19 protein-coding genes are annotated in these 22091 nt (G+C 73.5%); 8 read left to right on the top strand and 11 right to left on the bottom strand.

Features of this window, described 5'->3' with window-relative positions:
- Positions 1 to 172 precede the first annotated feature (172 nt).
- Together AB0Q96_RS30845 and AB0Q96_RS30840 are read left to right on the top strand one after the other, a co-directional pair.
- The gene (locus AB0Q96_RS30845; protein WP_365331160.1) at positions 173 to 1687 is read left to right on the top strand and encodes an alkaline phosphatase; all 1515 of its coding nucleotides are present in this window, start codon (positions 173 to 175) and stop codon (positions 1685 to 1687) included.
- An 89-nt stretch (positions 1688 to 1776) separates the two neighbouring features.
- Entirely contained in the window at positions 1777 to 2325 is a 549-nt protein-coding gene (locus tag AB0Q96_RS30840; protein ID WP_365331158.1) for a hypothetical protein, read from the top strand.
- Positions 2326 to 2327: 2 nt separating this feature from the next.
- On the opposite strand, the gene tatA is transcribed toward AB0Q96_RS30840, so the two are convergent.
- Positions 2328 to 2567, bottom strand: coding sequence for a Sec-independent protein translocase subunit TatA (gene tatA / locus AB0Q96_RS30835; RefSeq protein WP_365331156.1), 240 nt, complete (start codon positions 2565 to 2567; stop codon positions 2328 to 2330).
- A gap of 115 nt (positions 2568 to 2682) precedes the next feature.
- On the opposite strand from tatA, the gene AB0Q96_RS30830 reads away from it, so the two are divergent.
- Positions 2683 to 2916: a hypothetical protein gene (locus AB0Q96_RS30830; protein WP_365331154.1), complete on the top strand. Its 234-nt coding sequence runs from the start codon at positions 2683 to 2685 to the stop codon at positions 2914 to 2916.
- A 15-nt stretch (positions 2917 to 2931) separates the two neighbouring features.
- On the opposite strand, the gene mgtA is transcribed toward AB0Q96_RS30830, so the two are convergent.
- The 3 genes from mgtA to AB0Q96_RS30815 all read right to left on the bottom strand — a co-directional run bounded on the left by mgtA (position 2932) and on the right by AB0Q96_RS30815 (position 7039).
- On the bottom strand, positions 2932 to 5571 hold the full coding sequence (gene mgtA, locus AB0Q96_RS30825) for a magnesium-translocating P-type ATPase (protein ID WP_365331152.1): 2640 nt from the start codon (positions 5569 to 5571) through the stop codon (positions 2932 to 2934).
- Positions 5564 to 5923, bottom strand: a complete 360-nt coding sequence (locus AB0Q96_RS30820) for a metalloregulator ArsR/SmtB family transcription factor (protein ID WP_365331150.1) — start codon at positions 5921 to 5923, stop codon at positions 5564 to 5566. The genes mgtA and AB0Q96_RS30820 overlap by 8 nt, the downstream gene beginning before the upstream one ends.
- Positions 5924 to 5995: 72 nt before the next feature.
- Positions 5996 to 7039, bottom strand: coding sequence for a sporulation protein (locus AB0Q96_RS30815; RefSeq protein WP_365331148.1), 1044 nt, complete (start codon positions 7037 to 7039; stop codon positions 5996 to 5998).
- A gap of 248 nt (positions 7040 to 7287) precedes the next feature.
- Between AB0Q96_RS30815 and AB0Q96_RS30810 the strand changes: the two genes are divergently transcribed.
- Together AB0Q96_RS30810 and AB0Q96_RS30805 are read left to right on the top strand one after the other, a co-directional pair.
- Positions 7288 to 8616: a hemolysin family protein gene (locus AB0Q96_RS30810; RefSeq protein WP_365331146.1), complete on the top strand. Its 1329-nt coding sequence runs from the start codon at positions 7288 to 7290 to the stop codon at positions 8614 to 8616.
- Complete coding sequence (locus AB0Q96_RS30805) at positions 8613 to 9641, top strand: hemolysin family protein (RefSeq protein WP_365331144.1); 1029 nt, start codon at positions 8613 to 8615, stop codon at positions 9639 to 9641. Before AB0Q96_RS30810 ends, AB0Q96_RS30805 begins: the two co-directional genes overlap by 4 nt.
- Positions 9642 to 9677: 36 nt before the next feature.
- On the opposite strand, the gene AB0Q96_RS30800 is transcribed toward AB0Q96_RS30805, so the two are convergent.
- The 4 genes from AB0Q96_RS30800 to car form a co-directional block, all read right to left on the bottom strand.
- Positions 9678 to 10061: a VOC family protein gene (locus AB0Q96_RS30800; RefSeq protein ID WP_365331142.1), complete on the bottom strand. Its 384-nt coding sequence runs from the start codon at positions 10059 to 10061 to the stop codon at positions 9678 to 9680.
- Between the two features lie 61 nt (positions 10062 to 10122).
- Entirely contained in the window at positions 10123 to 10776 is a 654-nt protein-coding gene (locus AB0Q96_RS30795) for a ScbR family autoregulator-binding transcription factor (protein ID WP_365331140.1), read from the bottom strand.
- 138 nt (positions 10777 to 10914) lie between these two features.
- A complete protein-coding gene (locus tag AB0Q96_RS30790; protein ID WP_365331138.1) occupies positions 10915 to 11697 on the bottom strand; it encodes a glucose 1-dehydrogenase in 783 nt (260 codons plus the stop codon).
- On the bottom strand, positions 11694 to 15161 hold the full coding sequence (gene car / locus AB0Q96_RS30785) for a carboxylic acid reductase (protein WP_365331136.1): 3468 nt from the start codon (positions 15159 to 15161) through the stop codon (positions 11694 to 11696). The genes AB0Q96_RS30790 and car overlap by 4 nt, the downstream gene beginning before the upstream one ends.
- A 367-nt stretch (positions 15162 to 15528) precedes the next feature.
- On the opposite strand from car, the gene AB0Q96_RS30780 reads away from it, so the two are divergent.
- Positions 15529 to 16326, top strand: coding sequence for a ScbR family autoregulator-binding transcription factor (locus AB0Q96_RS30780; RefSeq protein WP_365331134.1), 798 nt, complete (start codon positions 15529 to 15531; stop codon positions 16324 to 16326).
- On the opposite strand, the gene AB0Q96_RS30775 is transcribed toward AB0Q96_RS30780, so the two are convergent.
- Together AB0Q96_RS30775 and AB0Q96_RS30770 are read right to left on the bottom strand one after the other, a co-directional pair.
- Positions 16296 to 17087, bottom strand: a complete 792-nt coding sequence (locus AB0Q96_RS30775; RefSeq protein ID WP_365331188.1) for an aminotransferase class IV family protein — start codon at positions 17085 to 17087, stop codon at positions 16296 to 16298. The two genes, AB0Q96_RS30780 and AB0Q96_RS30775, sit on opposite strands and share 31 nt — an antisense overlap.
- Positions 17088 to 17168: 81 nt before the next feature.
- A complete protein-coding gene (locus AB0Q96_RS30770) occupies positions 17169 to 17795 on the bottom strand; it encodes a TetR/AcrR family transcriptional regulator (protein WP_365331132.1) in 627 nt (208 codons plus the stop codon).
- Between the two features lie 271 nt (positions 17796 to 18066).
- Here AB0Q96_RS30770 and AB0Q96_RS30765 point away from each other — a divergent pair, with 271 nt between their 5' ends.
- Positions 18067 to 19494: an MFS transporter gene (locus AB0Q96_RS30765; protein WP_365331186.1), complete on the top strand. Its 1428-nt coding sequence runs from the start codon at positions 18067 to 18069 to the stop codon at positions 19492 to 19494.
- Between the two features lie 106 nt (positions 19495 to 19600).
- Here AB0Q96_RS30765 and AB0Q96_RS30760 read toward each other — a convergent pair whose 3' ends face one another.
- Positions 19601 to 20509 (bottom strand): ScbA/BarX family gamma-butyrolactone biosynthesis protein, encoded by a 909-nt coding sequence (locus AB0Q96_RS30760; protein ID WP_365331130.1) that lies wholly within the window; start codon positions 20507 to 20509, stop codon positions 19601 to 19603.
- Positions 20510 to 20784: 275 nt separating this feature from the next.
- On the opposite strand from AB0Q96_RS30760, the gene AB0Q96_RS30755 reads away from it, so the two are divergent.
- On the top strand, positions 20785 to 21984 hold the full coding sequence (locus AB0Q96_RS30755; RefSeq protein ID WP_365331128.1) for a transposase: 1200 nt from the start codon (positions 20785 to 20787) through the stop codon (positions 21982 to 21984).
- Positions 21985 to 22091 lie beyond the last annotated feature (107 nt).

The raw sequence follows: 22091 nt of genomic DNA, 5'->3' as shown, positions 1-22091 counted from the left end.
CCGGGCCGCCTGCCACCATCCGGTCGGCGTTGGCCCGTACGTCATCCGGAATCCGCGGTTCGTACACCGGCCGTCCCTAGCCTCACAACGCCCGGGGAACCGGGTACGCGCACGGCCTCGTGGGGGACGGACGGGCGCGGTCGACGACCTTGCCCGAGGAGGCAGCTCTCACATGCGCAGAGGCATGAGGACCCTGATGGTGCTCGGCGTGACCGGCGCGGTGACGGCCGGCGCCGCCGTCACCGCCCACTCCGCGCCGCACCACGAGGAGCGGCACCAGGAGATACGCAACGTCATCTACCTGCTCGGCGACGGCATGGGCCGCACCCATGTCACCGCCGCCCGCGAGCGCTACTACGGCGCGGCGGGCAAGCTGAACATGGAGCGGCTGCCGAACTACGGCGCCGTCGCCACGTACGCGGTGGAGAAGGACAGCGACCGTCCGGCGCTGGTGACCGACTCCGCCAGCTCCGCCACCGCCTGGTCGTCCGGCGTCAAGACGTACAACGCCGCCATCGGCGTCGACGCGTACGAGAAGCGCGTCGCGACCCTGATGGAGCAGGCCCACCGGGCCGGCTTCGCCACCGGCAACGTGTCCACCGCCGAGATCACGGACGCGACCCCGGCCGCCCAGTTCAGCCACGCGCTGCTGCGCGGCTGCCAGGGACCGGTCTACTCGGACGCCTCCTGCCTGCCGAAGAAGGCGGACGGCGGCTTCGAGGACAAGCCGGCCGACCGGACGCTGATCACGCCGATCGCCGAGCAGATCGCCCGCAACGGCACGGCCGACGTCATCCTCGGCGGCGGCCTGTCCCGCTTCGAGCCGGACGACCAGGAGGCGCTGCGGGCGCAGGGCTACCAGGTCCTCGGCAGCTTCGGTGACCCGGCGCTGCCCGCGCAGACCGCCGCTACCCAGAAGGTCGCCACCAAGGCCGACCTGGCGGGCGTCCGGCGCGGCAAGGTCGTCGGCCTGTTCAACCGCGGCAACCTGACCGTCGAGCAGGCCAAGGCCACGCTGCCGGCCGACGCGCCGCAGCGGCAGGAGCCGACCCTGGCCGAGATGACCAGGAAGTCGCTGTCCCTGCTCGACGGGCGCTCCAGGAAGGGCTTCCTGCTCCAGGTCGAGGGCGCCCAGATCGACAAGCGCTCGCACGCCAACGACGCGGCGCAGACGCTCGGCGAGATCAAGGCGTTCGACGACGCCGTGCGGGAAGCGGTCGACTTCGCGCGGAAGGACGGCCACACCCTGGTCGTCGTGACCGCCGACCACGAGTGTGCCGGCTTCAACATCATCGAGAAGGGCTCGTACACCAACGCCGAGGCCGTCGCCCCGCCGGCCAACACCGACGGGGGCAACCCGGCGAACAACTCGACGCCGTCGCGCCCCTCGTCCGGCGCCAAGGACCCGGTCCGCTCCCCCGGCATCGTCAACGGCGCCGGCGCGAACGACCCGAAGAACTTCGGCCCGGCGACCTTCCGCACCCCCGACGACCCGGCGGACGTCCGCGACGGCAGCCCCGAGGCGAGCCTGTGGCTGTCCTACCTGTCGGGCAACCACACCGGCGCCGACGTCCCGATCTACGCCTACGGCCCGGGCGGCGGGCGGTTCGCCGCCAGCCAGAACAACGTCGAGCTGTACGGCAAGATGTACCGCTCGCTCTTCGGTGCCGCTCCCCGCGGTCACTGACCCGCACCGCCCGTGAGGGGGCCGGACCGCGCGGGTCCGGCCCCCTCACGACACCCTTCACCTCCCGCGCCCCACTGGAGAGACGACGGATGAGAACGCGCACCTCGGCCGCGACCGTGACCCTGATCGCCACCGTCACCGCCCTCGCCGCGCTCACCGGCTGCGGCGCCTCCGGCGACGGCGGACGCTCCGACGACGGCGCCCGGCCGGCCGCCGCGTCGGCCCCGGCGCCCTCCGCCACGCTGCCCGCCCCGCGTACCGCCCCGGCCCCGGCGCCCACCCTCTCCGCCCGGCCCGAGCGGGGTGACGTACGCGTCGAGGACGGCCCCTTCACGGACCGCGTGCGCTTCACTCGACTCGCGCTGCGCGACCGGCGGGGGGTGGCCGGGCACCTGGCGATCACCTCCGACGTCAGCGACGTGATCGCCCTGGAGGTGCGCGCCGCCTTCTACGACGCCGACGGCCGGCTCCTCGGCTCGGGGGTCTTCACCTACGGGGAGGACCACGAGGGCGAGAAGGGCGGCGGTCACGGGCGGCGGACGGCGGGCGCGGGCATCGACTTCACGGTCCCCGCGAAGGACCTGCACGGAACGCCCGCGGCCGCGGTGCTCTCCGTGCCGGTCCTCGTCAACGAATAGCCCTACGCCCCGCCCTGTGCGCGCGAGTCGGCCGACCCGGACGGGGCGGAGGGCGGGGGCGCCGGCACCGTGGCGTCCGGCTCCGCGCCGTCGGAACGCATCGCCCGCGTCTCGCTCTTGAGGATGCGGAGGGACTTGCCCAGGGACCGCGCGGTGTCCGGCAGTCGCTTCGATCCGAACAGCGCGATGAACGCGATCGCCACCAGCAGCAGATGCCACGGTTCCAGTGCGTTGCGGAGCACTCGGTCACTCTCCCTGTCGAGCCTGACGTTTGCAGTATTGCGCAACTGTACAACTCGACCCGCCGTGACGGAGCTCACGATACTTCAGGACTTGCGCAACCTTTAAAGTTGTCTCATGGGGACGAGTGACATGACGGACCGCCAGGACGCCGTGCTCCTGGGCGGCCCGGCGGACGGGACGCGGGTGACGGTGGCCGCCGACCGGCCGCCCGTGCTGCAGGTGACCTGCCCGTGCCCGGCCGAGGGGGCCGGGAGCGAGGTGCGGGTCGAGGCGCTGTACGTCTACCGGCTCGACGGGAGCACCGGGGAGGGGCTCCTGCGGTACGGGTACGACCCGGCCAGCCCCTAGCCGGTGCCCCCCGGCTCACCCGGTGGGCGCGGCGCGGCGCCGGTCGTAGCGGGACCTCGCGGCGCGGAGCGCCGGCGCGTACAGCGCGAGGACGGCCGCGAGCAGCAGGTAGTACGGCGCGGACAGCGGGGCCATGGCCAGCGGGGGGCCGAGGGGGGACAGCGGCAGCAGGAGGCCGATGACGGCGAGCGCGGCCGCCGCGTGGCGGACCGGGCCCGGTGCGGAGCCGCGCAGCAGGAGCATCACCAGGGCCTGGGTGAGCAGGTTCTCGGTGAACCAGCCCGCGTGGAAGGCGCCCTGCGGGTCGGCCGAGGCGTGGGTGGTGCCCAGGAGCACGGCGAAGATGGCCACGTCGGCGACGGCGTTGAGCAGTCCGAAGCCGGTGATGGAGCGCAGGAACCCGCGGTGCCGCAGCCGGGTGGGGACGTCCGGGACCACCGGCGCCGGGCGGTCGTAGGCGAAGGCGAGCTGGGCGGCGTCGAAGCACAGGTTCTGCACGAGGACCTGGGCGGGGAGCATCGGCAGGAACGGCAGCAGGAGCGCGGCGGCGAGCATCGCGAGGACGTTGCCGAGGTTCGACGACAGGGTGATGTGCAGGTAGGAGGCGATGTTCCCGCCGCCGTGCCGGCCGACGGCGATGGCGTGGTCGACGGCGGCCAGGTCCTTCTCGGCGAGGACCACGTCCGCGGTGTCCCTGACCACGTCGACGGCGCCGGTGGGGCAGAGGCCGACGTCTGCGGCGCGCAGGGCGGGGACGTCGTTGACGCCGTCGCCGAGGAATCCGGTGACGTGCCCGCCGGCGCGGAGCGCGGTGACGACGCGGGCCTTGTGCTCGGGGGCGCAGCGCGCGAAGACGGTGGTGTGCCGGGCGGCCTCGGCGAGTCCGGCGTCGTCCAGGCGGTCCAGGTCCTCGGCGGTGAGCACCCGGCCGGGGTCGAGTCCGAGTTCGCGGCAGGTGTGGGCGGCCGTGCCCGGGTGGTCGCCGGTCAGGATCCGTACGCCCACCCCTCGGGCGGCGAGACCGGCGAGGGCGCGCGCGGCGGTGGGGGCGAGGGCGTCGCGCAGGACGACGAACCCGAGGAAGGCGAGCCCGCGTTCGTCGGCCGGCGTGTACTCCCGGGCGCCGGCCGGACGTTCGGCGAGGGCCAGGGCGAGGAGGCGGGCGCCGGTGGCCGCCTCGCGCGCGGCGAGGGCGAGGAGGCGTTCCCGCTCGGCGGTGTCCAGGGCGCAGCGCTCCAGGACGTTCTCGACGGCGCCCTTCACGACCAGGGTGTGCGTGCCGAGGCGGCCGGGGCGGCGGACCACGGCGGTCGCGAGGCGGCGGACCGGGTCGAAGGGGAGGGCGGCGACGCCGTCGCAGGCGTGCGGGTCCCGGTCGTCGGCGTCCGCCGGCTCACCGGCCGCGGTGGTCCCCTCGGAGTCGCGCGGCTCCCCCGCCCCGGTCCCGGCGAGGGCCGCCGCCTCCAGGACCGCTTCGTCGAGGGCGTCGGGGGTGGGCAGTTCGGCGAGCTGGAGCGTCCACCAGGCGTTGACGGCGGCCCAGCGCAGTACGTCGGGGGCGTCCCGGCCGTGCGCGTCGACGGCGCGGACGACGACCGGCCGGTCCTGGGTCAGGGTGCCGGTCTTGTCCAGGCACAGGACGTCGACGGCACCGAGGTCGTGGAGCGCGGGCAGGCGTTTGACGATCACCTTGTGGTCGCGGGCGAGCCGCGCGGCGCCGCGGGCGAGGACGGTGGTGACGACGACGGGCAGCATCTCGGGGGTGAGGCCGACCGCCACGGCGACGGCGAAGGGCAGGGTCTCCAGGCCGCGCCCGTGGAGGGCGGCACCGGCCATGAGCACCAGCGGCGGGGTCAGCAGCATGAAGCGGATCAGGGTCCAGGAGATGCCGTGGACCGCCTGGTCGAAGGCGCTGTCCCGGCGGCGCCCGGGCGTTCCGTGGGCGGCGGCGAAGCGGGTCCGGGCGCCGGTGGCGACGACGACGGCGGTGGCGCTGCCGTACGCCACGCTGCTGCCGAGGAAGCACAGGTGGGGCTGGGCGAAGGGCCCGGCGCGCGCGGCCTCGCGCGGGCCGGGGACGTCGACGGGGTGTTTCGCCACGGGTGCCGACTCGCCGGTGAGCGCGGCCTCGTGCAGGCGCAGGCCGCCGGCCCGTAGCAGCCGTACGTCGGCGGGCACCAGGTCTCCCGGGCCGAGCCGGACGATGTCGCCGGGGACCAGCTCCGTGGCCGGGATCTCGCGCGGCCGGGGAGGGGGTCCGTCGGGTTCGGGGCGGCGCAGCACGGTCGCGGTGGCGGCCACCGCGTCGCGCAGGGCGGCCATGGCGTGGTCGGCGCGGTGCTCGCCGGAGGAGCGCAGCAGGCAGCTGACCACGACCAGGAGGAGGATCACGGTCCCGGTGCCCCAGGCGGCGACGGCCACCGAGACCAGTCCGAGGCAGAGCAGGACCGCGGTGAACGGGTCGCGCGGGCTGCGCAGGAACCGGCGGGTCCAGGAGACCGGCCGCAGGGCGGGCAGGACGTTCTCCCCGTACCGGGCGAGGCGCCGCTCGGCCTCGGCGTCGGTCAGGCCGCGCGGTCCGCTGTCCAGCTCGCGCAGCACCTGGAGCGCGGTGAGCGCGCCAGGGGCGTCCGGTCCGGCAGCCGTCTCAGGCACCGAAGCCGCTGCGGCGCGCGGGCGTGGGGGTCCGGTCGGCGCGCGCGGTGAGCTGGCCGACCATCACGCGGACCACGGTCACCACTTCGGGGTCGTCGACGAAGTAGACCTGGCGGCGGCCCTCGCGGCGCGAGCGCACCAGGCCGGCCAGCTTGAGCTTGGTCAGGTGCTGGCTGACCGCGGGCAGCGCGCCGCCCACCCGGTCCGCGAGGCCGGTGACGTCGCTCTCGCCCTGGGCGAGGGCCCACACGATGTGCAGGCGTGAGGGTGAGGAGAGCAGTCCGAAGGCGGCGGCCGCCTCGGCCAGCACCTCGGCGGGAGGGTCCGTGAAACCACCCACGTCTGCCGCCACCGTCGCTCTCCCGTTCCCCGTACGCCCGAAGACCGCCCAGTCTAGGGCCGCCGCCGGCGCCGCCTCGCGGGGTCAGTCCTCGTCGCCGCCGTCGCCGCCGTCCTCCTCGTCGTCGCCCTCGAAGAAGTCCCCGACCTCGTCGACGACTTCCGCCGCGACCATGCCGCCGACCACGCCGACGGCGAGTCCCGCGGCCCCCGCGGCGACGACGGTCCCCATCCCGGGCCCCGAGCGGTGTCCGTGGGAGTCGCCGTGGCCGTACGCGTCGTGGTGCGCCGGGCCGTGCGCGTCGTGGTGGGCGTAGGCGTCGTGGCCGGGATACCCGCCCTGCGTGGCGTACCCGGCGCGGTGCTCGACGAGCCCGCGGATCCAGCCCTCGACCTCGGCGTTCCAGTCGACGCGGCCGACGTCGTGGTGGGAGACGGTGAAGCGGCTGAGGGCGTCGTGGGAGCCGGAGAACGGGCCGCCGCGCTTGTCGGCTTCCAGGACGACCTCCAGGCCGGCCGGTCCGGCCAGGAACGTCAGCTCGATCTCGTTCACCTGGTGGGCGTACCGGGGCGCCGGGGTGAGCTCGATCTCCTGGTAGAAGGGCAGCTGCTGGCCGGTGCCGCCGATGTGGCCGCGTTCGAGGTCGGCGGACCTGAAGCCGAAGCCGAGCTGTCCGAGCGCCTCCAGGATCGCCTCCTGGGCGGGCAGCGGGCGGACGGTGAGCGGGTCGAGGTCGCCCTTGTCCCGGGCGCCGGCCAGGCCCAGCTCGGTGCGCACGCCGAGCACGATGCCGAGGCCCTGGCCGTACAGCTCGGTGATCGGTGTCTCCCACGGCACCGGGAGGGAGAAGGGGATGCTGTGTGCCTCCCCCGCGGCCAGGCGGAACGCGCCGCCCACGGTGTGCCGGTGGAAGACCATCGTGCCCTCGGACTCGCCGTCCTCGTGCTCGGCCTCGACCCGGGCGAGGAGCTCCAGGGTGAGGTGCTCGACGGTGAAGTCGGCGTCGCCGCCCTTCAGATGGACCTGTCCGCCGAGGACACCGCCCGGTGTCACCGGGCCCGGGTCGAGGACCGTGTCCACGGCGGGACCGCCCACGCCGAGCGAGCCGAGCAGACGCTTGAACACCATGGGGCGTTCTCTCCATTCATTCATGTTCTTCTACACTCATGTAGAAGAATAGGTGCGGGGGGACGCGCCGCGCACCGGATTTCCGGGCGACGTCACAGGACTGGCCGAAAAGCACCGGTCCGCCGCCGATCCGCCTCCGCGCTCCCTGCCACACGCCCCCCGATACTCGGTTCTGATCACCGCCCCACGAAGGAGCCCTTGTTGACCGCGAGTCCGCCCCGCCGCCCTGTGACGAGGTGCGGCAGCCGATGAACGCCCTCCTCGGTCTCCTGGCCGTCCTCCTCCTGACCGCCGGCACCGGCTACTTCGTCGCCCAGGAGTTCGCCTACGTCGCCGCGGACCGCCTCGCGCTCGCCCGCGAGGCCGAGGCCGGGGACCGGCGGGCGGCCCGCGCGCTGACGGTCCTCGAACGCCTCTCGTTCATGCTCTCCGGCGCCCAGCTCGGCATCACGGTCACCGGACTGGTCGTCGGCTTCCTGGCCGAGCCGTCCGTGTCGGCGCTCCTGAAGCCCGCCCTGGAGGGGACGGGACTCTCGGACGGGGCCGTCTCCACGATCTCCGTCGTCCTCGCCTTCGTCCTCGCGACCGTCCTCCAGATGGTGCTCGGCGAACTGGCGCCGAAGAACCTGGCGCTCGCGGTGCCCGAGCGGCTGGCGAAGTCGCTCGCCGCCTCCACCCTCATCTACCTGAGGATCGTCGGGCCGGTCGTCCGCGTCTTCGACGGCGCCGCGAACCGGCTGCTGCGCAAGGCCGGCATCGAGCCGGTCGAGGAACTGCACCACGGCGCCACCCTGGAGGAGCTCAGCCATCTGATCGGCGAGTCCCACCAGCAGGGCAAGCTGCCCCCGGCCACCGCCGAGCTGCTCGACCACGCCCTGGAGTTCTCGGAGCGGACCATGGACGAGGTCATGGTGCCGCGCGTCGACGCCGTCTTCGTCCGCAAGGACGCCACGCTCACCGAGGCCGTCGCCCTGATCGCGCGGCACGGGCACTCGAACTACCCGGTCCTCGGCGACCACCCCGACGACATCGCCGCCGTCCTCGGCGTCCGCGACCTGGTGCGGCTGCCCGCCGACCGATTCGACCGCCTGACCGCCGGCGAGGCCGGCCGGCCGCCCCTGCTCCTGCCCGACACGCTGCCGCTGCCCCGGGCGGTGGCACGGATGCGCGAGCGCGGCGACGAGTTCGCCGTCGTCCTGGACGAGCACGGCGGCGTCGCCGGGGTCGTCACCTACGAGGACATCGCCGAGGAGCTGGTCGGCGACATCGCGGACGAGAGCGACACCGTCGTCGCGCTCGCCGTGCCGGACGGGGCGGGCTGGCGCGTGGACGCCGGACGCCGCCTCGACGAGATCGAGGCGGCCACCGGCATCGCCCTGCCCGAGGAGGACGACTACGACACCGTGGCCGGCCTGGTCATCGACCGGCTCGGCCGGTTCCCGACCATCGGTGACCGGCTCACCGTGGACGGCGTCCGCATCGAGGTGCTGAGCCTCGACCGGCACGTCCCCGAACGCGTCCGCCTCGAACCCCTCGGGTCGGCGGCCGGCTCCACCACCGAGGAGGTCCCGGCATGAGCTTCCCCATGGCGCTCTTCGTCACCGTCCTGCTGCTGGTCGGCAGCGGATTCTTCGTGGCCGCCGAGTTCGCGCTGGTCGCCGCCAAGCGGCACCGCATCGAGAAGGCCGTCGCGGACGGACAGCGCGGCGCCAAGGCCGCGCTCGCCGGGATGCGCGAGCTGTCCCTCATGCTCGCCGGCGCCCAGCTCGGCATCACCATCTGCACCCTCGGACTCGGCTCCGTCTCCAAGCCGGCGATCTCCCACGCGCTCGACCCGCTGCTCGTCCGACTCGGCCTGCCGCCGGCCCTCGGCTACGGCGTCGCGTTCGCCGTCGCCATGATCATCGTGGTCTTCCTCCACATGGTCGTCGGCGAGATGGCCCCCAAGTCCTGGGCCATCGCCCACCCCGAGCGCTCCGCGATGCTGCTGACCCCGGCCTTCCGGGCCGTCGTCAAGGCCGTACGCCCACTGCTCTGGCTCCTGAACAAGGTCAGCAACGCCCTGGTCCGCCTGTGCCGGGTCCAGCCGCGCGACGAACTGGCCGCCGTGCACAACCGCGAACAGCTCACCCACCTCGTGGCCGAGTCCGAGCGCCTCGGCCTGATCGGCCCGGCCGACTCGCAGCTCATCACCCGCTCCCTCACCGAACCCCAGACCCCGGTCGCCACGCTCATGACCCCGGCCGCCGGCATCGTCGCCGTCCCCGCCGACGCGGACCTGGGCACGGTCCTGGGCACCGCGGCGGACACCGGCCGCTCCCGCCTGCTGGTACGGGACGGAGCCCGGGTCCTCGGCTCCCTCCACGCCCGCGACGCCCTCGTGGCCACCGCCCGGGGCCGCCGCGCCGAGGCCCGCGACCTGGTCCGGCCGGTCCCCGAACTCGCCCCGGACACCACGGTCTCCGAAGCCCTCGAACAACTCCGCCGCCGGCGCGCCTCGCTCGCGGTGGTACGGGACGCGGCCGGCGAGCTCACCGGCCTGGTGAGCCTGGACGACCTGCTCGCCCGCCTGATGGGGCCCCCGGCGGAGCCGCCCCTCTGACGGCGGCCGCCGTTCCGGCCGGGCGCGTCCGACCGGTCAACGCGTGGGCGCCGCCCGGTCGGACGCGCTGCGCAGGACGCAGAACTCGTTGCCCTCGGGGTCGGCGAGGACCGCCCAGCCGGTGCCGTCGGGCTCGCGGTGGTCGCCGACGAAGGTGGCGCCGAGGCCCAGCAGCCACTCCACCTCGTGGTCGCGCGTGGTCTCCGGGCGCAGGCAGAGGTGGACCCGGTTCTTGGTGGTCTTGGGCTCGGGCACCTCGTTGAAGTAGAGGACCGGGCCCTCCCCCAGCGTCACCTGCGTCTCCCGGTCGCCGGGGCGGGCGTCCGGATCCAGCGGGCAGCCGGTGACCGTGCTCCAGAAGCGGGCCAGCTCATAGGCGTCCGCACAGTCGATCGCCACGTTCTGCACTATCGATACCATGCGCGCCAGCCTCCCCGACAGCGCCGCCGGACGCCAACGCGTGGCGCCCGGCGGGCGCGTCCTAGCCGGCCGGCTCGTGCGCGAGCTCCCCCGCGGAGTCCAGCAGCCGTTCCGCCCGGTACGGCGAGGTGTCCAGTTTGGCGAGGACGCCGATGCTGGCGATGTTGGGGAGGATCAGCTGGTAGAGGCGGGCGATCTCCTGGGAGAGTTCGCGGTCCTCCGGGAGCGCCTCGGTGACCAGCTGGACGCCGGTCCAGGCGCCGACGGCGAGGCGGGCGATCTCGGCGGGGACGGCGTGCGGGAGGAGTTCCCCGCGCTCCTTTGCCTCGACCAGGAGGTCCTGGCCCAGGTCGATCCAGTCCGGCCAGCGGGTGCCGAAGAGGCTGCGGGCCTTGGGGTCGACGGAGAGCTGGACGGCGGCCCGCAGCATCGGCTCGCGGGGCAGCCGGTGGGCGAGGAGGAGGCCCAGGTCGACCCACTCCTGGAGTTTGTACGTCTGCGGCAGGATTCCCTCGCGGGTCACGGCGCGCGCGAGCACCCCGTGGGCCATCGACTCCTTGGTGGGGAAGTGGAAGTACAGGGCGCCCCGGGTGAGGCCGGTGCGCTCGACGAGGGCCGCGATGGTGGCGGCCTCGTAGCCGACTTCGATGAAGAGGCTCGCCATCGATTCGAGGATGGACTCTCGCGTGCGGATCGCCCGCTCCTGCCGCGCCACTCGGCCGCCCCCTCGGAGTCTCCGCTGACAAAGGCTCGGTATGTTATCAAGCGTTCGCACAATATTCGTACGCGCTCATGATGAGGACGCGGAACCGGAGGCGGGGGTTCCTCCGGTTCCGCGTCCCGGCGGCTCGTCTCACTGGTTGACGAAGCCGCCGTCCACCGGCAGCACCGTGCCGGTGAGGAACGGGCAGCGGTCGCTGAGGAGCCAGGCCGCAGCGGCGGCGATCTCCTCGGGCGCGGCCGTACGCCCCTGCGGGGTCATCGCGTTGACGGTCCGTTCCAGCCCGGGGTTGCGCCGGAACCAGTCCTCGGTGATCTCGCTGCGGGTGGTGCCCGGGGCGACGGCGTTGACCCGGATGCCCTGCCGCGCGTACTCGTCCGCCGCCGCTCTGGTGAGGCCGACGACGGCGTGCTTGGCCGCGATGTAGGGCGCGGCGGCCGGGATGGCCACCAGGCCGGCCACGCTGCTGTTGTTGACGATCGCGCCGCCGCCGTGCCGGAGCATGGCGCCGATCTCGGGACGCAGGCAGTTCCAGATGCCGCGCACGTTGACGTCCATGACCGTGTCGTAGACCTCGTCGGGCATCAGGTGGAGCGGGGTTCGGTCGCCGCCGACGCCCGCGTTGTTGAAGGCCGCGTCGAGGCGCCCGTACCGCGTCTCGGTGAACTCCACGGCCCGTGCCGCGTCCTCGGCCCGGGTGACGTCGCAGACGACGTACGCGGCCTCGGCGCCCTTGTCCCGTATCTCCTCGACGAGTTCCGCCAGGCGTTCCTCACGGCGCGCGGCGAGGACCACCGTCGCGCCCTCCTGGGTGAAGACGCGGGCCGCGGCGGCACCGATGCCGCTGCTCGCGCCGGTGACGAGGACGACCTTCCCGGCGAGGAGGTCGCTGTGCGTGTGGTTCGGAGGTGTCATGCCCGTGTGCCTACCCCGGCCGGGGTGCCCGCCAGTCCCTTCTGCCCCATGAGGTCCGTCAGGTCCCTCGCGTACTTGGCGACGAGGGCCCGGCCGAGGCTCGGTATGTCCTCGTGGCCGTCGACGCGGCCGGCGCGGACGACGGCGCGGAACCGGTCGGAGGGGATGACGGAGCCCGGCACCGACTCCTCGGGCTCCCGGAAGCCGTGCAGGATCTGCAGGGCCGTGTACTGGCGCTGGGCCTCGGGGAGGGCGCGGATCGCCGCCTCGAAGCGCACGAACCAGTCCGCGTGGTCGTCGACCCGCTCGATGCGGTGTCCGTCCTCCGCCAGCCAGTCGACGATCCGGTCGAGCGAGACGCCGTCGTCGTTCGGGTTCACCAGGCTGAACGTGCGGTACTGGGGTGCGGTCGGCCGGCCCGCGCGCCCGCCCAGGGCGACCACGGCCGCGGCGGTGAAGTCGACCGGCAGGCCGTCGTAGTGGGCCCGTTCGCCCTCCGCGCGGTAGAAGCTGCGCGGGGCTATCCCGGTGGCGAGCACGCTGAACAGCAGGCGGCTGAACATGTCGGGGACGTTGAGCTGTCCGCCGTACCGGCTGTGCGCCAGGATCATGTTGGAGCGGAAGGTGGTGACGGGCAGGCCGCACAGGTCGTGGGCCTCCCGCAGCAGGACCTCGCCGGCCCACTTGCTGGTCGCGTAGCCGCCCGCGTAACCGCCGTCGACCTCCATCACCGGCAGGGCGGCGCGGACGTCGGTGTACTCGTCGAGGGCGGGTTCGCCGGGGCGCGCGGTGGCGACGGCGACGCTGGAGATGTACGTGAACGGCTTCATCCGGCGGGTGAGGGCCAGTTGGACGAGTTCGGCGGTGCCGACGACGTTCGCCTCGAACAGGTGCGGGTACGGGAGGACGTGGTTGACCAGGGCGCCGGCGTGCACGATGACGTCGACCTCCTCGGCGAGCCGGTCCCAGGTCTCCTCGTCCAGGCCGAGGCGCGGGTCGGCCATGTCGCCGGCCACCACCTCCAGGTGCCCCTCGGCGAGTTCGGCGTAGGTGCGCAGGAGCGCCGGGTCGCCGCTGTCGAAGGCCCCGTCGAGGCGGGCCCGGGCCGCGGCGGCGTCCTTGCCGCGGACCAGGGCGATCAGGCGCCCGCCGACCGGGGCCAGCTTCTCCAGCCATTCGAGGGCGAGGAAGCGCCCGAGGTAGCCGCTCGCCCCGGTCAGGAGCACGGTGCGCGGCTCCCCCTCGAAGCGCGGCAGGGCGCGGGCATCGGCGAGGGTCCGCGCGTCGAGGAACGCGTCCAGGACGAGGTCCTTGGCGAAGACCTCGCTGCTGCCCTCGCCGTGCACCGACGCGAAGGTGGGGCGGTCGGTGGTGGCTCCGCGCCGGGCCTCGATGTGCTCGGCCAGGTGTCGCAGGTCGTACGCGGGGCTGATGAGCAGGTCGACCGGCACCCGGACGCCGAAGGTGTCCTGGAGCAGGTTGGAGAACTGCACGGCGGTCAGCGAGTCGCCGCCCAGGTCGCGGAAGTGCGCGCTCGGGTCGACCTCGGCGAGCGAGCCGGCGATCAGGGCCCGGACGGCGCGCTGCACGGTCTCCAGGACCGGCCGGTCGGCGCCGGCGGCGCGGATGTCGGCCAGTTCGGCGTTCTCGCGGGCGGCGGTGTCGGTGTAGAGCTCTTCGAGGCGCGCGCCGTACCGCTCGACCAGGCGGGGCCAGAGCAGCTTGCGGTGGTCCGAGAGGAGGCCGTTGGCCTGGCTGAAGGGCTCGGTCTCGACCAGGACGTCGCGGGGGATCTCGTACGAGTTGAGTCCGGCCTCCTTGGCGAGTCCCTGGAACGCCTCGGCGATCCGCTGCTTCAACGCCGGTTCGTCGGCGCCGTGTTCGGACAGCGCCTCGGGGGTGGGGACGACCACGGCGAGGAGGTAGGAGCGTTCGCTGTTGCCGTAGACGAAGATCTGGCGCACCAGCGGACTGGCGGCGAAGACGGCCTCCAGCCGGGCGGTGGCCACGAACTCGCCCTGGGACAGCTTCAGGACGCTCTTGCGGCGGTCCACGATGGCGATCCGGTCGGGGCCGAGTTCGGCGGCGATGTCGCCGGTCCGGTAGTAGCCGTCCTCGTCGAGGAGTTCGGCGGTCAGCTCGGGCTGCTTGTAGTAGCCGGGGATGATGACGTCGCTCTTCAGCAGGAGTTCGCCGCGCGGGTGGGGCGAGTCGGTGCGGAAGTAGCCGAGTTCGGGCACGTCGGCCAGCTTGTAGTCGCGGACCGGCGGGCGCAGCAGCACCCCGTCGACGGAGACGCCGGCGGCCTCTGTGGAGCCGTAGACGTTGTGCAGTTCGAGGCCCAGCAGGGACTCGGTGAACGCGGTCAGTTCGGCGGAGAGCGGGGCGGAGCTGCTGCTCGCCCAGGTGACCCGGCCGCCCAGGACGTTCTCCCGGAGCTGGGTCCTGACCTCGGCCTCGGCCGTCTCGCGGTCGAGGCCGGCGGCCGTGCGCCGGTCGACGTCGCCGCGGAAGCGCTGGTACAGCATCTCGCAGACGCGGGGCACCAGGGAGAGTTCGGTGGGCCGGGCCAGGGCGACGTCCTCGAAGAAGGTCGACAGGTCGCTGCTGGCCGTGAAGTAACTGGTGCCGCCGCGCGCCATGGTGGCCTTCAGCGAGGAGTGCCCGGCCACGTGGCTCATCGGCGCGTAGTGGAAGGTGACCGCGTACGTCTCGTCGAACAGCTTCGACCAGGCGCCGCCCCACATGGCGCCGGCCAGGCGCTCGGTGTACATGGCACCCTTCGGGGTGCCGGTGCTCCCGGAGGTGTAGATGAGCATGGCGAGCGGGTCCTCGCCGTCGGCCGCCGTGAACAGCGGGGCCTCGGGCAGGGCGGTGCCGCGCTCGACGAGCTCGGACAGGACGTCCACGCTCACGGCGGGCCGGGTCTCGGCCAGCCGCTCGCGGGCCGCGGCGAGCGCCTCGCGGTGGGCGTCGACCTCGGGGTGGTAGTCGAAGACGACGACGCGCCGCACGGACGGGCTCGCGCCGACCAGTTCGACGGCGGCGGACAGGCGCTCCAGGCTGGCGGCGACCGTGAACGGCTCGGTCTCGGCCACGATCGCGGCCAGCTGCGCGGGGGCCGAGCTGGTCTGGAGCGGGACCGAGACGGCGCCGAGGTGGATGCAGGCGAGGTCGACGGTCGTGTAGTCGCGGCTGGTGAAGCCGAGCAGGGCGACCCGCTCGCCGGGGGCCAGCGGCCGGTCCGGGCTGTGGTGCCACTCGCTCGCCACGGCGCGGACCCGCGCCCACAGCTCGGCGTAGGTGGTGGTCTCGTAGCGGGGCAGCAGCCGGATCGACACCCGTCCCGTCTCGGCGTCCTTCGCGAATTCCTTGACGCGCTCGCCGATGGCGGGCCGGTCCGCGTGGCTCTGCATGACAGATGCCACCACTTGCGCAAGTCGCATTCTGGTTCTCCGCGTCACGTGATTGGGCCGACTTCAGGGAATGGGGAATCGGACGGCCGGCGGGCGCGCGTCGGTATTCCGTCGGGAATACCGGCGGCCTCGGGGCGCCGCGCTCTCATGGGCGCCGTGCCGATCAGTCCGTCACTCGATGCTAGGCACACCCGAACGGGCTTCCGGAGAATCGGCCGACTATCTGTCAGGTCCCCGGCCGGTATGGCCGACCGTCGGTACACCTGCTTTGTCGGCGTGGTAAGAGTGGAGCGGCGCACGGGAAGTGCGCTCCTGAATCCGCCGTGTCCGGGCGCCCCTACGGGGTGCCCGGGACAGCGCGCGCGGGTCCCTTTTCGCTCATCGCTCCCCTTCTTCTCCCGGAGTGCGCATCGTCATGCAGGATCGAGCCGCAAAAACCCGCCGACAATTGATCCGTTCCGCCGCCGAGGTCTTCGACCGGTGCGGATTCGCGGGGTCGTCCGTCGGACAGATCTGTTCCCTGGCCCAAGTCAGCCAGGGCGCGCTGCACTTCCATTTCCGGAGCAAGCAGGCGCTCGGCGAGGCCGTCCGGTCGGCCGCGGCCGAGATCCTGATGTGCGTCACCGGGCAGGTCCCGGCGTGGCATCCGGCGCCGCTCCAGCTGCTCGTCGACACCTCGCACGCGCTCGCGCAGCGGGTCGCCGGCGACCTGGTGCTCCGGGCCGGATTCGGCCTGGCGCACGATCCGGGCTGGGAGGGCGGGGCCAGCCCCTGGCAGCACTGGCGGGAGTGGGTCCGCGGGGTGCTCCACCTCGCCCGCCGGCAGGGCAGTCTGGCGGCGGGGGTGGACCTCGACGACGCGGTTTCGGCCATCACGGCGGTGATGGCGGGGGTGGAGGGGCTGGAGCGCGACCCGGCCCGCGCCCGGCCCGCGCAGTCGGTCACCCCGTTCTGGCGGCTGGTGCTGCCGCAGCTGGCCGCCGAGGCCGTGCGCGGGCGGATCGACGCGACGGGCGGGCGGCCGGACGGGCCCGGTGGGCCGGGCGCGTCGGGCGGTCCGGGCGCGTCGGGCGGCGCCCTCCGCCCGGGCGGTGAGCCGCCCGGCGCGCGCCGGCGGCCCGACGGGCGCCCGCTGCCGCACTCCTGCGCGCCGATGACCGACGCGGAACTGTGCGGTGTCCCCTACAGGGAGCTGAGCGGCTCGGCCTCGTAGGCCCGGTGCAGCAGTTCCAGGAAGGCCGGCGCCTCCGGGAGCGGCACGGCGCCGACGCGGTGGACGGCGACGCCCGGCGTCCACGAGTTCATGACCGCCGCGCCCGCCAGTTCCGGCAGGTCGGCGGGGGTGAGCTCCCGGGTCCGCTGGGCGATTCCGAGCCGGTCGAGCTGTCGGCGGACGATGCCCATGGTGACGCCGTCCAGCATCGCGGCCTGTGGCCACACCACGGCGTCGCCGTCCCAGAAGGCCAGGTTCCAGATCGACGCCTCGCTGATCCGGCCCCGGCGGTCGACGAAGGCGACGTCGTCGTGGCCCTGGTCGGTGGCCTGCCGCAGGAAGAAGGTCTTGGCCGGTTCGCCGACGTGCTTCACGGACGGCAGGAACCGCTCGTGCTCCACCACGGCGAGCGACAGCGGGCCCTCGGGGCCGGTGGCGGGGGGTGCGGTGCGGATCAGGAGCTCGGGCTCCTCGTCGGGCGCGGCCACGGTGAACTCGCCGGACGGCAGGTAGACCGTGGCGGTCAGCGAGAGGTCGGCCGGCGCGTCCGTCAGCGCGGCGCGCAGCAGGTCCCGCACCCGGTCGTCGGTGAGGGCCCGCCCGAAGAGTTCGAGCGAGCCGTGCCGCAGGCGTGCGAGGTGCAGGTCGAGGCCGCGGATCCGGCCGTCCCGCACCTGCGCCGCGGTGAAGTGGGCGTATCCGGCGAAGGCCAGCGGCGCGAGATCCGGAGCCTCTGCTTCCTGGTCGTTGCGCCTGGTCATCGTGGAGTTCGACTGGGTGGTCGTCATGTCGTGCCCAACGACGCGACGCCCGGGCGGACACCCGTTTTCACGCTCGCCGGCTCAGGACCGGGCGACCGCCTGGAAGGTCCGTCCGAGGGCGGGCCCCGCGGGGGCGGCGCCGGCGCGGGCGGCCCGCAGCTCCATCCCGTCGAGGAAGATCTCCAGGCCCGTCTCGAAGTCCTCCTCCGTGGCCCTCAGCGGGGACTGCTCGGCCTTGTCGCCGCCGGGGAGGAGCTGCTGGGCCACGTGCTGGATGCACACCCCCTGCACGTAGGACCACAGGGCGATGGAGCAGGTCCGCGCCAGGTCCGGGTCGTCGGTGAGGTCCGTGAGGGCGTCCACCATCCAGTCGAGGCAGGAGGTGTCCGAGAAGTGCCGGGCGGAGCTGGAGGTCACCAGCGCCCAGGGGTGGCTGCAGTAGACCTCCCAGTCGAGCCGGGCGGCGAGCCGCATGGCCTCGCGCCAGTCCGGCGGGGCGGGCTCCGGGTAGGGGTGCTCGTCGCACGCCGCCTGGGTGATCAGGGTGAGGAGCGCGTCCTTGTTCGCCACGTGGCGGTAGAGCGACATGACGCCCGAGTCCAGCTCGGTCGCGAGGCGTCGCATCGAGATCGCGGCGATGCCCTCGGCGTCGGCGATGCGGACCGCGGCCGCCACGATCGCACCCCGCGACAGGCTCGGTGAACTCACTTGCCTGCCTTGTGTCTTGATGGCCATGCGTTATTATACCCAGCAGCTTGCGTACGACGTACGCACAAAATTCGCGTACGATGTACGCACGCCGCTCGCCCACGACGCACGCCGGCCTATCGCGTACGCCGTATGCAGCGGTTCGGAACTTCTTCGCACCTTCTCCTGAAAGGTTGCCCCCGTGACTTCCCCTGAATTAGTCGCGGAGCGTGCCGACCGACGGGCCTGGCTGGGCCTCGTCATCGTGCTCGGCCCGGTCGCACTCGTCGCGATGGACGGCTCCGTTCTCTACCTCGCGATGCCGAGCATCACGTCCGCGATCACGCCCAGTACCGACCAGGCACTGTGGATCCTGGACATCTACGGCTTCGTGGTCTCCTCCCTGCTCATCGCCTTCGGCAACCTCGGCGACCGCTACGGCCGGCTCAAGTTCCTGCTGACCGGCGCCGTCGTCTTCGGCCTGGGCTCCGCGGGCGCCGCGTTCGCGCCGAACCCGGAGATCCTCATCGCCTGCCGCGCGCTGATGGGCCTCGGCGGCGCCACCCTGCTCCCCGCCGGCCTCGCCATCCTCAGCAACCTGTTCCACGACCCGAAGCAGCGCTCGCAGGCCATCGGCATCTTCGCGGCGACCTTCGCCGCCGGATTCGCGGCCGGTCCGGTCATCGGCGGACTGCTCCTGAGCCGCTTCGAGTGGGGTTCGGTCTTCCTGATCAACATCCCGGTCGTCGTGCTGTTCCTCGCCTTCGCGCCCGTGCTGCTGCGCGAGGTCCGCACCTCCAACCCGGGCCGGGTCGACGCGCTCAGCGTCGTCCTGTCCGCCCTCGGCATCCTGCTGACCGTCTACTCGGTCAAGAGCGCCGCGGCGGAGGGCTTCTCCTCCGTGCAGGCCGTCGTCGGCGTCGTCGGCGTCGCCCTCCTGGTGTGGTTCGTGCGCCGGCAGTTCGGCCTGGAGCACCCGCTGCTCGACCTGCGGCTCTTCAAGGACCGCGTGTTCACGGTGGCGATCCTCACCGGTCTGCTGACGCTCGTCGCCTGGGCCGCCGCCGGCTACCTCAGCGGCGTCTACCTCCAGTCGGTGCTCGGCTACAGCGTCCTCGCGGCGGCCCTGCTGGCCCTGCCGGGCGCCGCCATCCTGACCGTCGTGTGCATCAAGACCAGCAGCATCGCCGACCGCATCGGCACCCGGTCCGCCCTGATCGCCTCCCACTTCTTCATGGGCGTCGGCCTGCTGCTCCTCCTGGCGACGACCACCGAGCACGGCGTGGCGGCGTTCATCGCCTCCACGGTGATCGCGGGCGTCGGCTACGGCCTCTCGTTCAGCCTGGTCGCCGACTACGCCGTCGCGGCGGTGCCGCCCGAGCGCGCGGGATCGGCCGCGTCGCTCGCCGAGACCAGCAACGAGCTGGGCAACGCGCTGGGCATCTCCCTGCTCGGCTCGCTGGCGGCGGTCTTCTTCCGCGTGTTCGGCCCGGATGTCGCCGGCACCCTCGACGAGACCCTGGACACCCCCGGTCTCTCCGCCGCCGTCGTCGCGAAGGCGGAGGACGCCTTCCTCGGCGGCCTGCACATGGCGGTCGGCGTGGCGAGCCTGCTCTGCCTCGCCCTCGGCGTCCTCGCCCTGCGCTGGATCCCGAAGGAGACCAAGGGCTCCGACGACGGGGCCGAGACCGGGGCCGACTCGCTGGCGGCCACCCCGTAAGCGCGACGCGCGGACACTCCCGGCCCTGCGGACCGGCCCCTCCCGAGGGGGGCGGAACGCAGGGCCGTGTCGTGCGTGCCGGGGCCGCCGCCCCGAGGGTCCTCCCCTACGGAACCGACCCCCGTACGGAGCCTCCCGTACGGAAGTCGACGCGGAACGCCGTCTCCCCGTCCTGCGTCCCGACGACCCGCACCGCCCCGGGCTCCGGCAGCGGACCGGCCGTGATCCAGCAGGGCCGGTCGAACTCGACGTACCGCCGGTAGGAAGCCTCGATCGCGAGGGGTTCGAAGAGCGCCGGGGCGCGCAGGGCGCGGGCCGCCTGGTCGGCGGCCTCCAGCAGCGCGAGGCCGGGCACGTGGTCGACGGGGTGGTCGAAGAGCAGCCGGTCCCCCGGGTCGTTGCGCAGCAGCCAGCGGTGGGGCCGGTCCCCGGCGGCCAGCATCACCTCGGCCGGCGCCGCCCGGCCGACCAGCGCAGCGTCCACCGGCGGCGGGAGCTCCCAGGCGCCCCACGGCAGGTCCCGCCGGGCGCCGCGGACGCGGGCGTACACCCGCTCCGACATCCAGGTGAACTCGCTCTCGGCGCCCGCCACCTGGTCCCCGTCGCTCAGGATCCGGAAGGTCATGTGCAGGGCACTCGAGCCGCGCCGTCCGCCACCGCCGCCGCGCACGGTGACCTGGACGTCCAGGGCCGAGGCCTGGCCGCGGGGCACCCGCAGGCCGGGGGCTATCGCGAAGTCGAGGGTGCTGAGCATGGTCTGGTGCGTCAGCGGGACGTCGTGCGCGGCGTGCGCGACGACCAGCCCGGTCTGTCTGACGGTCTGGGCGAGGATGCGCGGATCGTACGCTAACTCCCCTTGCACGGCGGGCCATCTGACGCCCAGCGCGACCTCGCGGTCGGACCGGCGCTCCCAGCCCGTCACGAGCAGGTGTTCCTCCCGCCGCAGATGCGCGTAGGCGGCGAGCGGCGCCCGCGACGGCACGGGCGGGAACGGGGCGAGGGTGAGGTCGTTCACGGTTCCCCCTGGGTCGGTGCACTCCAGGCTTACCCGGTCCACCGTTGAAGTACGGGATGTACGTTCGATTTTGGTCATAGGTAAATGTAAGCCCAAGCAACAGTAAAGCGGGGGCTGTTGGCGCCCGCCGCCCACCAGGGCCGATGCCGGACGGGTCCCGCCGGTCACGAACCCCATGTCACGTATGGCGCAAATGTGCGGTCGACTCGCACGCGCGTCGTATAAAGAAACCGGACGGAAGTCCTCTTTCTCTGGGCAGGGGGTCACGACGCGCGATGAGGAACCTGCGGGAAGACGGGAGCGGGGCGGCCGGGCGGCCGGCGGCGGGGCTCGATCCGGAGTCCTGCCGCCGCCTGTTCGGGTCGCTGCACCGCAACGGGCAGCGGGTGAAGGCCGAACAGTACGTCCGCGGACTGCTGTCGGTGGCGGGGCGCAAGACCCTGCGGAGCCTGGCGGCGCAGTTCGACGGCGCCTCGGCGCAGCAGAGCGTGCACCACTTCATCACCACCTCCCCCTGGGAGTGGACGCCGATCCGGCACGCCCTGGCCCGGCAGGCGCAACGGACCCTGGCCCCCGAGGCCTGGGTGATCCGCTCCACCCTGATCCCCAAGGCCGGGCCGCACTCGGTCGGCGCCGACCCGCAGCGCACCCCGCTGGGGACGGTCAACGGGCAGCGGGCGGTGGGGACCTGGCTGACGTCGGAGCGGTCGGCGGTGCCGGTCGACTGGCAGCTGTGCCTGTCCTCCCGCTGGACGGCCGATCCGCTGCGCGAGCGGGCGAGCGTCCCCGAGGGCGCCCTCGCCTGCACCGTCGAGGAGTGCGTACGCCAGGCCGTCGCCGCCCTGTCGGGCATCCGCTGCACCGTGCGGCTGCCCGTGGTCGTGGACGTGGCGGAGGCGGACGGCAGCGCGGTCGCGCGCTCCCTGGGGGCCATGGGGCTGCCGTTCCTGGTGCGGGTGGAACCGGCGGCACCGATGCGGCTCGACCGCTCGTCGCTGCCCCGGTACGGCGATCTCCAGCGCACGGCTGGCGAGTTGGCCGAGTCGCTGCCCCATCTGCGGCAGCAGGTGAACCCCGGCGACGGGCGGACGACGGCCGCGGCGGTCCCGGTGGTGGTGGCGGGAGCGGGTCGGGACGCGATGACCCTCATGGGCGAGTGGCCCCCGGACGAGCGCGCCGGGCGCCGGCTGTGGCTCACCAACCTCTCCTCGTCGCTGCTCGCCCCCGCCCTGCGGCTCACCCGGATGCCGGGCGTGGTGGAGCGGGATTCCGCCGAGATAGCGGACGGCGTCGGCTTACGGGACTTCGCCGGCCGCTCGTTCCCCGGCTGGCACCGTCACATCACGCTGGCGTCGGTGGCCCATCTGGCGGTCGCGACGGCCCGCGACAGGGCGCGGCGCGGGACGGCGGCGGTGATGTCACCCACATCAACGGGACTACCGTTCGGTAACTTGACACTCTCCTCCTGCTCGTGATGGATCACCCGCAGCGTCGCCCCTTACTGTCAGGCCGGGCTCACCCCGTGTCCCGTTCGATCAGAGTGGATGTCCGAGGGCACGGGCTGGATCAGAAGTGAGGAGTT

Origin of the sequence: Streptomyces sp. NPDC093111 (assembly GCF_040683955.1) — a bacterium.
Classification (GTDB): Bacteria; Actinomycetota; Actinomycetes; order Streptomycetales; family Streptomycetaceae; genus Streptomyces.
Note: the sequence above shows the minus strand (reverse complement) of the source record. Positions and strands in the feature narration are given on the sequence as shown.

What these genes read in the sequence shown, in the direction of transcription:
- AB0Q96_RS30845 (WP_365331160.1), top strand. Translation starts at nt 173, where the DNA reads ATGCGCAGAGGCATGAGGACCCTGATGGTGCTCGGCGTGACCGGCGCG.
- AB0Q96_RS30840 (WP_365331158.1), top strand. Translation starts at nt 1,777, where the DNA reads ATGAGAACGCGCACCTCGGCCGCGACCGTGACCCTGATCGCCACCGTC.
- AB0Q96_RS30830 (WP_365331154.1), top strand. Translation starts at nt 2,683, where the DNA reads ATGGGGACGAGTGACATGACGGACCGCCAGGACGCCGTGCTCCTGGGC.
- AB0Q96_RS30815 (WP_365331148.1), bottom strand. Translation starts at nt 7,039, where the DNA reads ATGGTGTTCAAGCGTCTGCTCGGCTCGCTCGGCGTGGGCGGTCCCGCC.
- AB0Q96_RS30810 (WP_365331146.1), top strand. Translation starts at nt 7,288, where the DNA reads ATGAACGCCCTCCTCGGTCTCCTGGCCGTCCTCCTCCTGACCGCCGGC.
- AB0Q96_RS30805 (WP_365331144.1), top strand. Translation starts at nt 8,613, where the DNA reads ATGAGCTTCCCCATGGCGCTCTTCGTCACCGTCCTGCTGCTGGTCGGC.
- AB0Q96_RS30800 (WP_365331142.1), bottom strand. Translation starts at nt 10,061, where the DNA reads ATGGTATCGATAGTGCAGAACGTGGCGATCGACTGTGCGGACGCCTAT.
- AB0Q96_RS30790 (WP_365331138.1), bottom strand. Translation starts at nt 11,697, where the DNA reads ATGACACCTCCGAACCACACGCACAGCGACCTCCTCGCCGGGAAGGTC.
- AB0Q96_RS30780 (WP_365331134.1), top strand. Translation starts at nt 15,529, where the DNA reads ATGCAGGATCGAGCCGCAAAAACCCGCCGACAATTGATCCGTTCCGCC.
- AB0Q96_RS30775 (WP_365331188.1), bottom strand. Translation starts at nt 17,087, where the DNA reads ATGACCAGGCGCAACGACCAGGAAGCAGAGGCTCCGGATCTCGCGCCG.
- AB0Q96_RS30765 (WP_365331186.1), top strand. Translation starts at nt 18,067, where the DNA reads ATGGACGGCTCCGTTCTCTACCTCGCGATGCCGAGCATCACGTCCGCG.
- AB0Q96_RS30755 (WP_365331128.1), top strand. Translation starts at nt 20,785, where the DNA reads ATGAGGAACCTGCGGGAAGACGGGAGCGGGGCGGCCGGGCGGCCGGCG.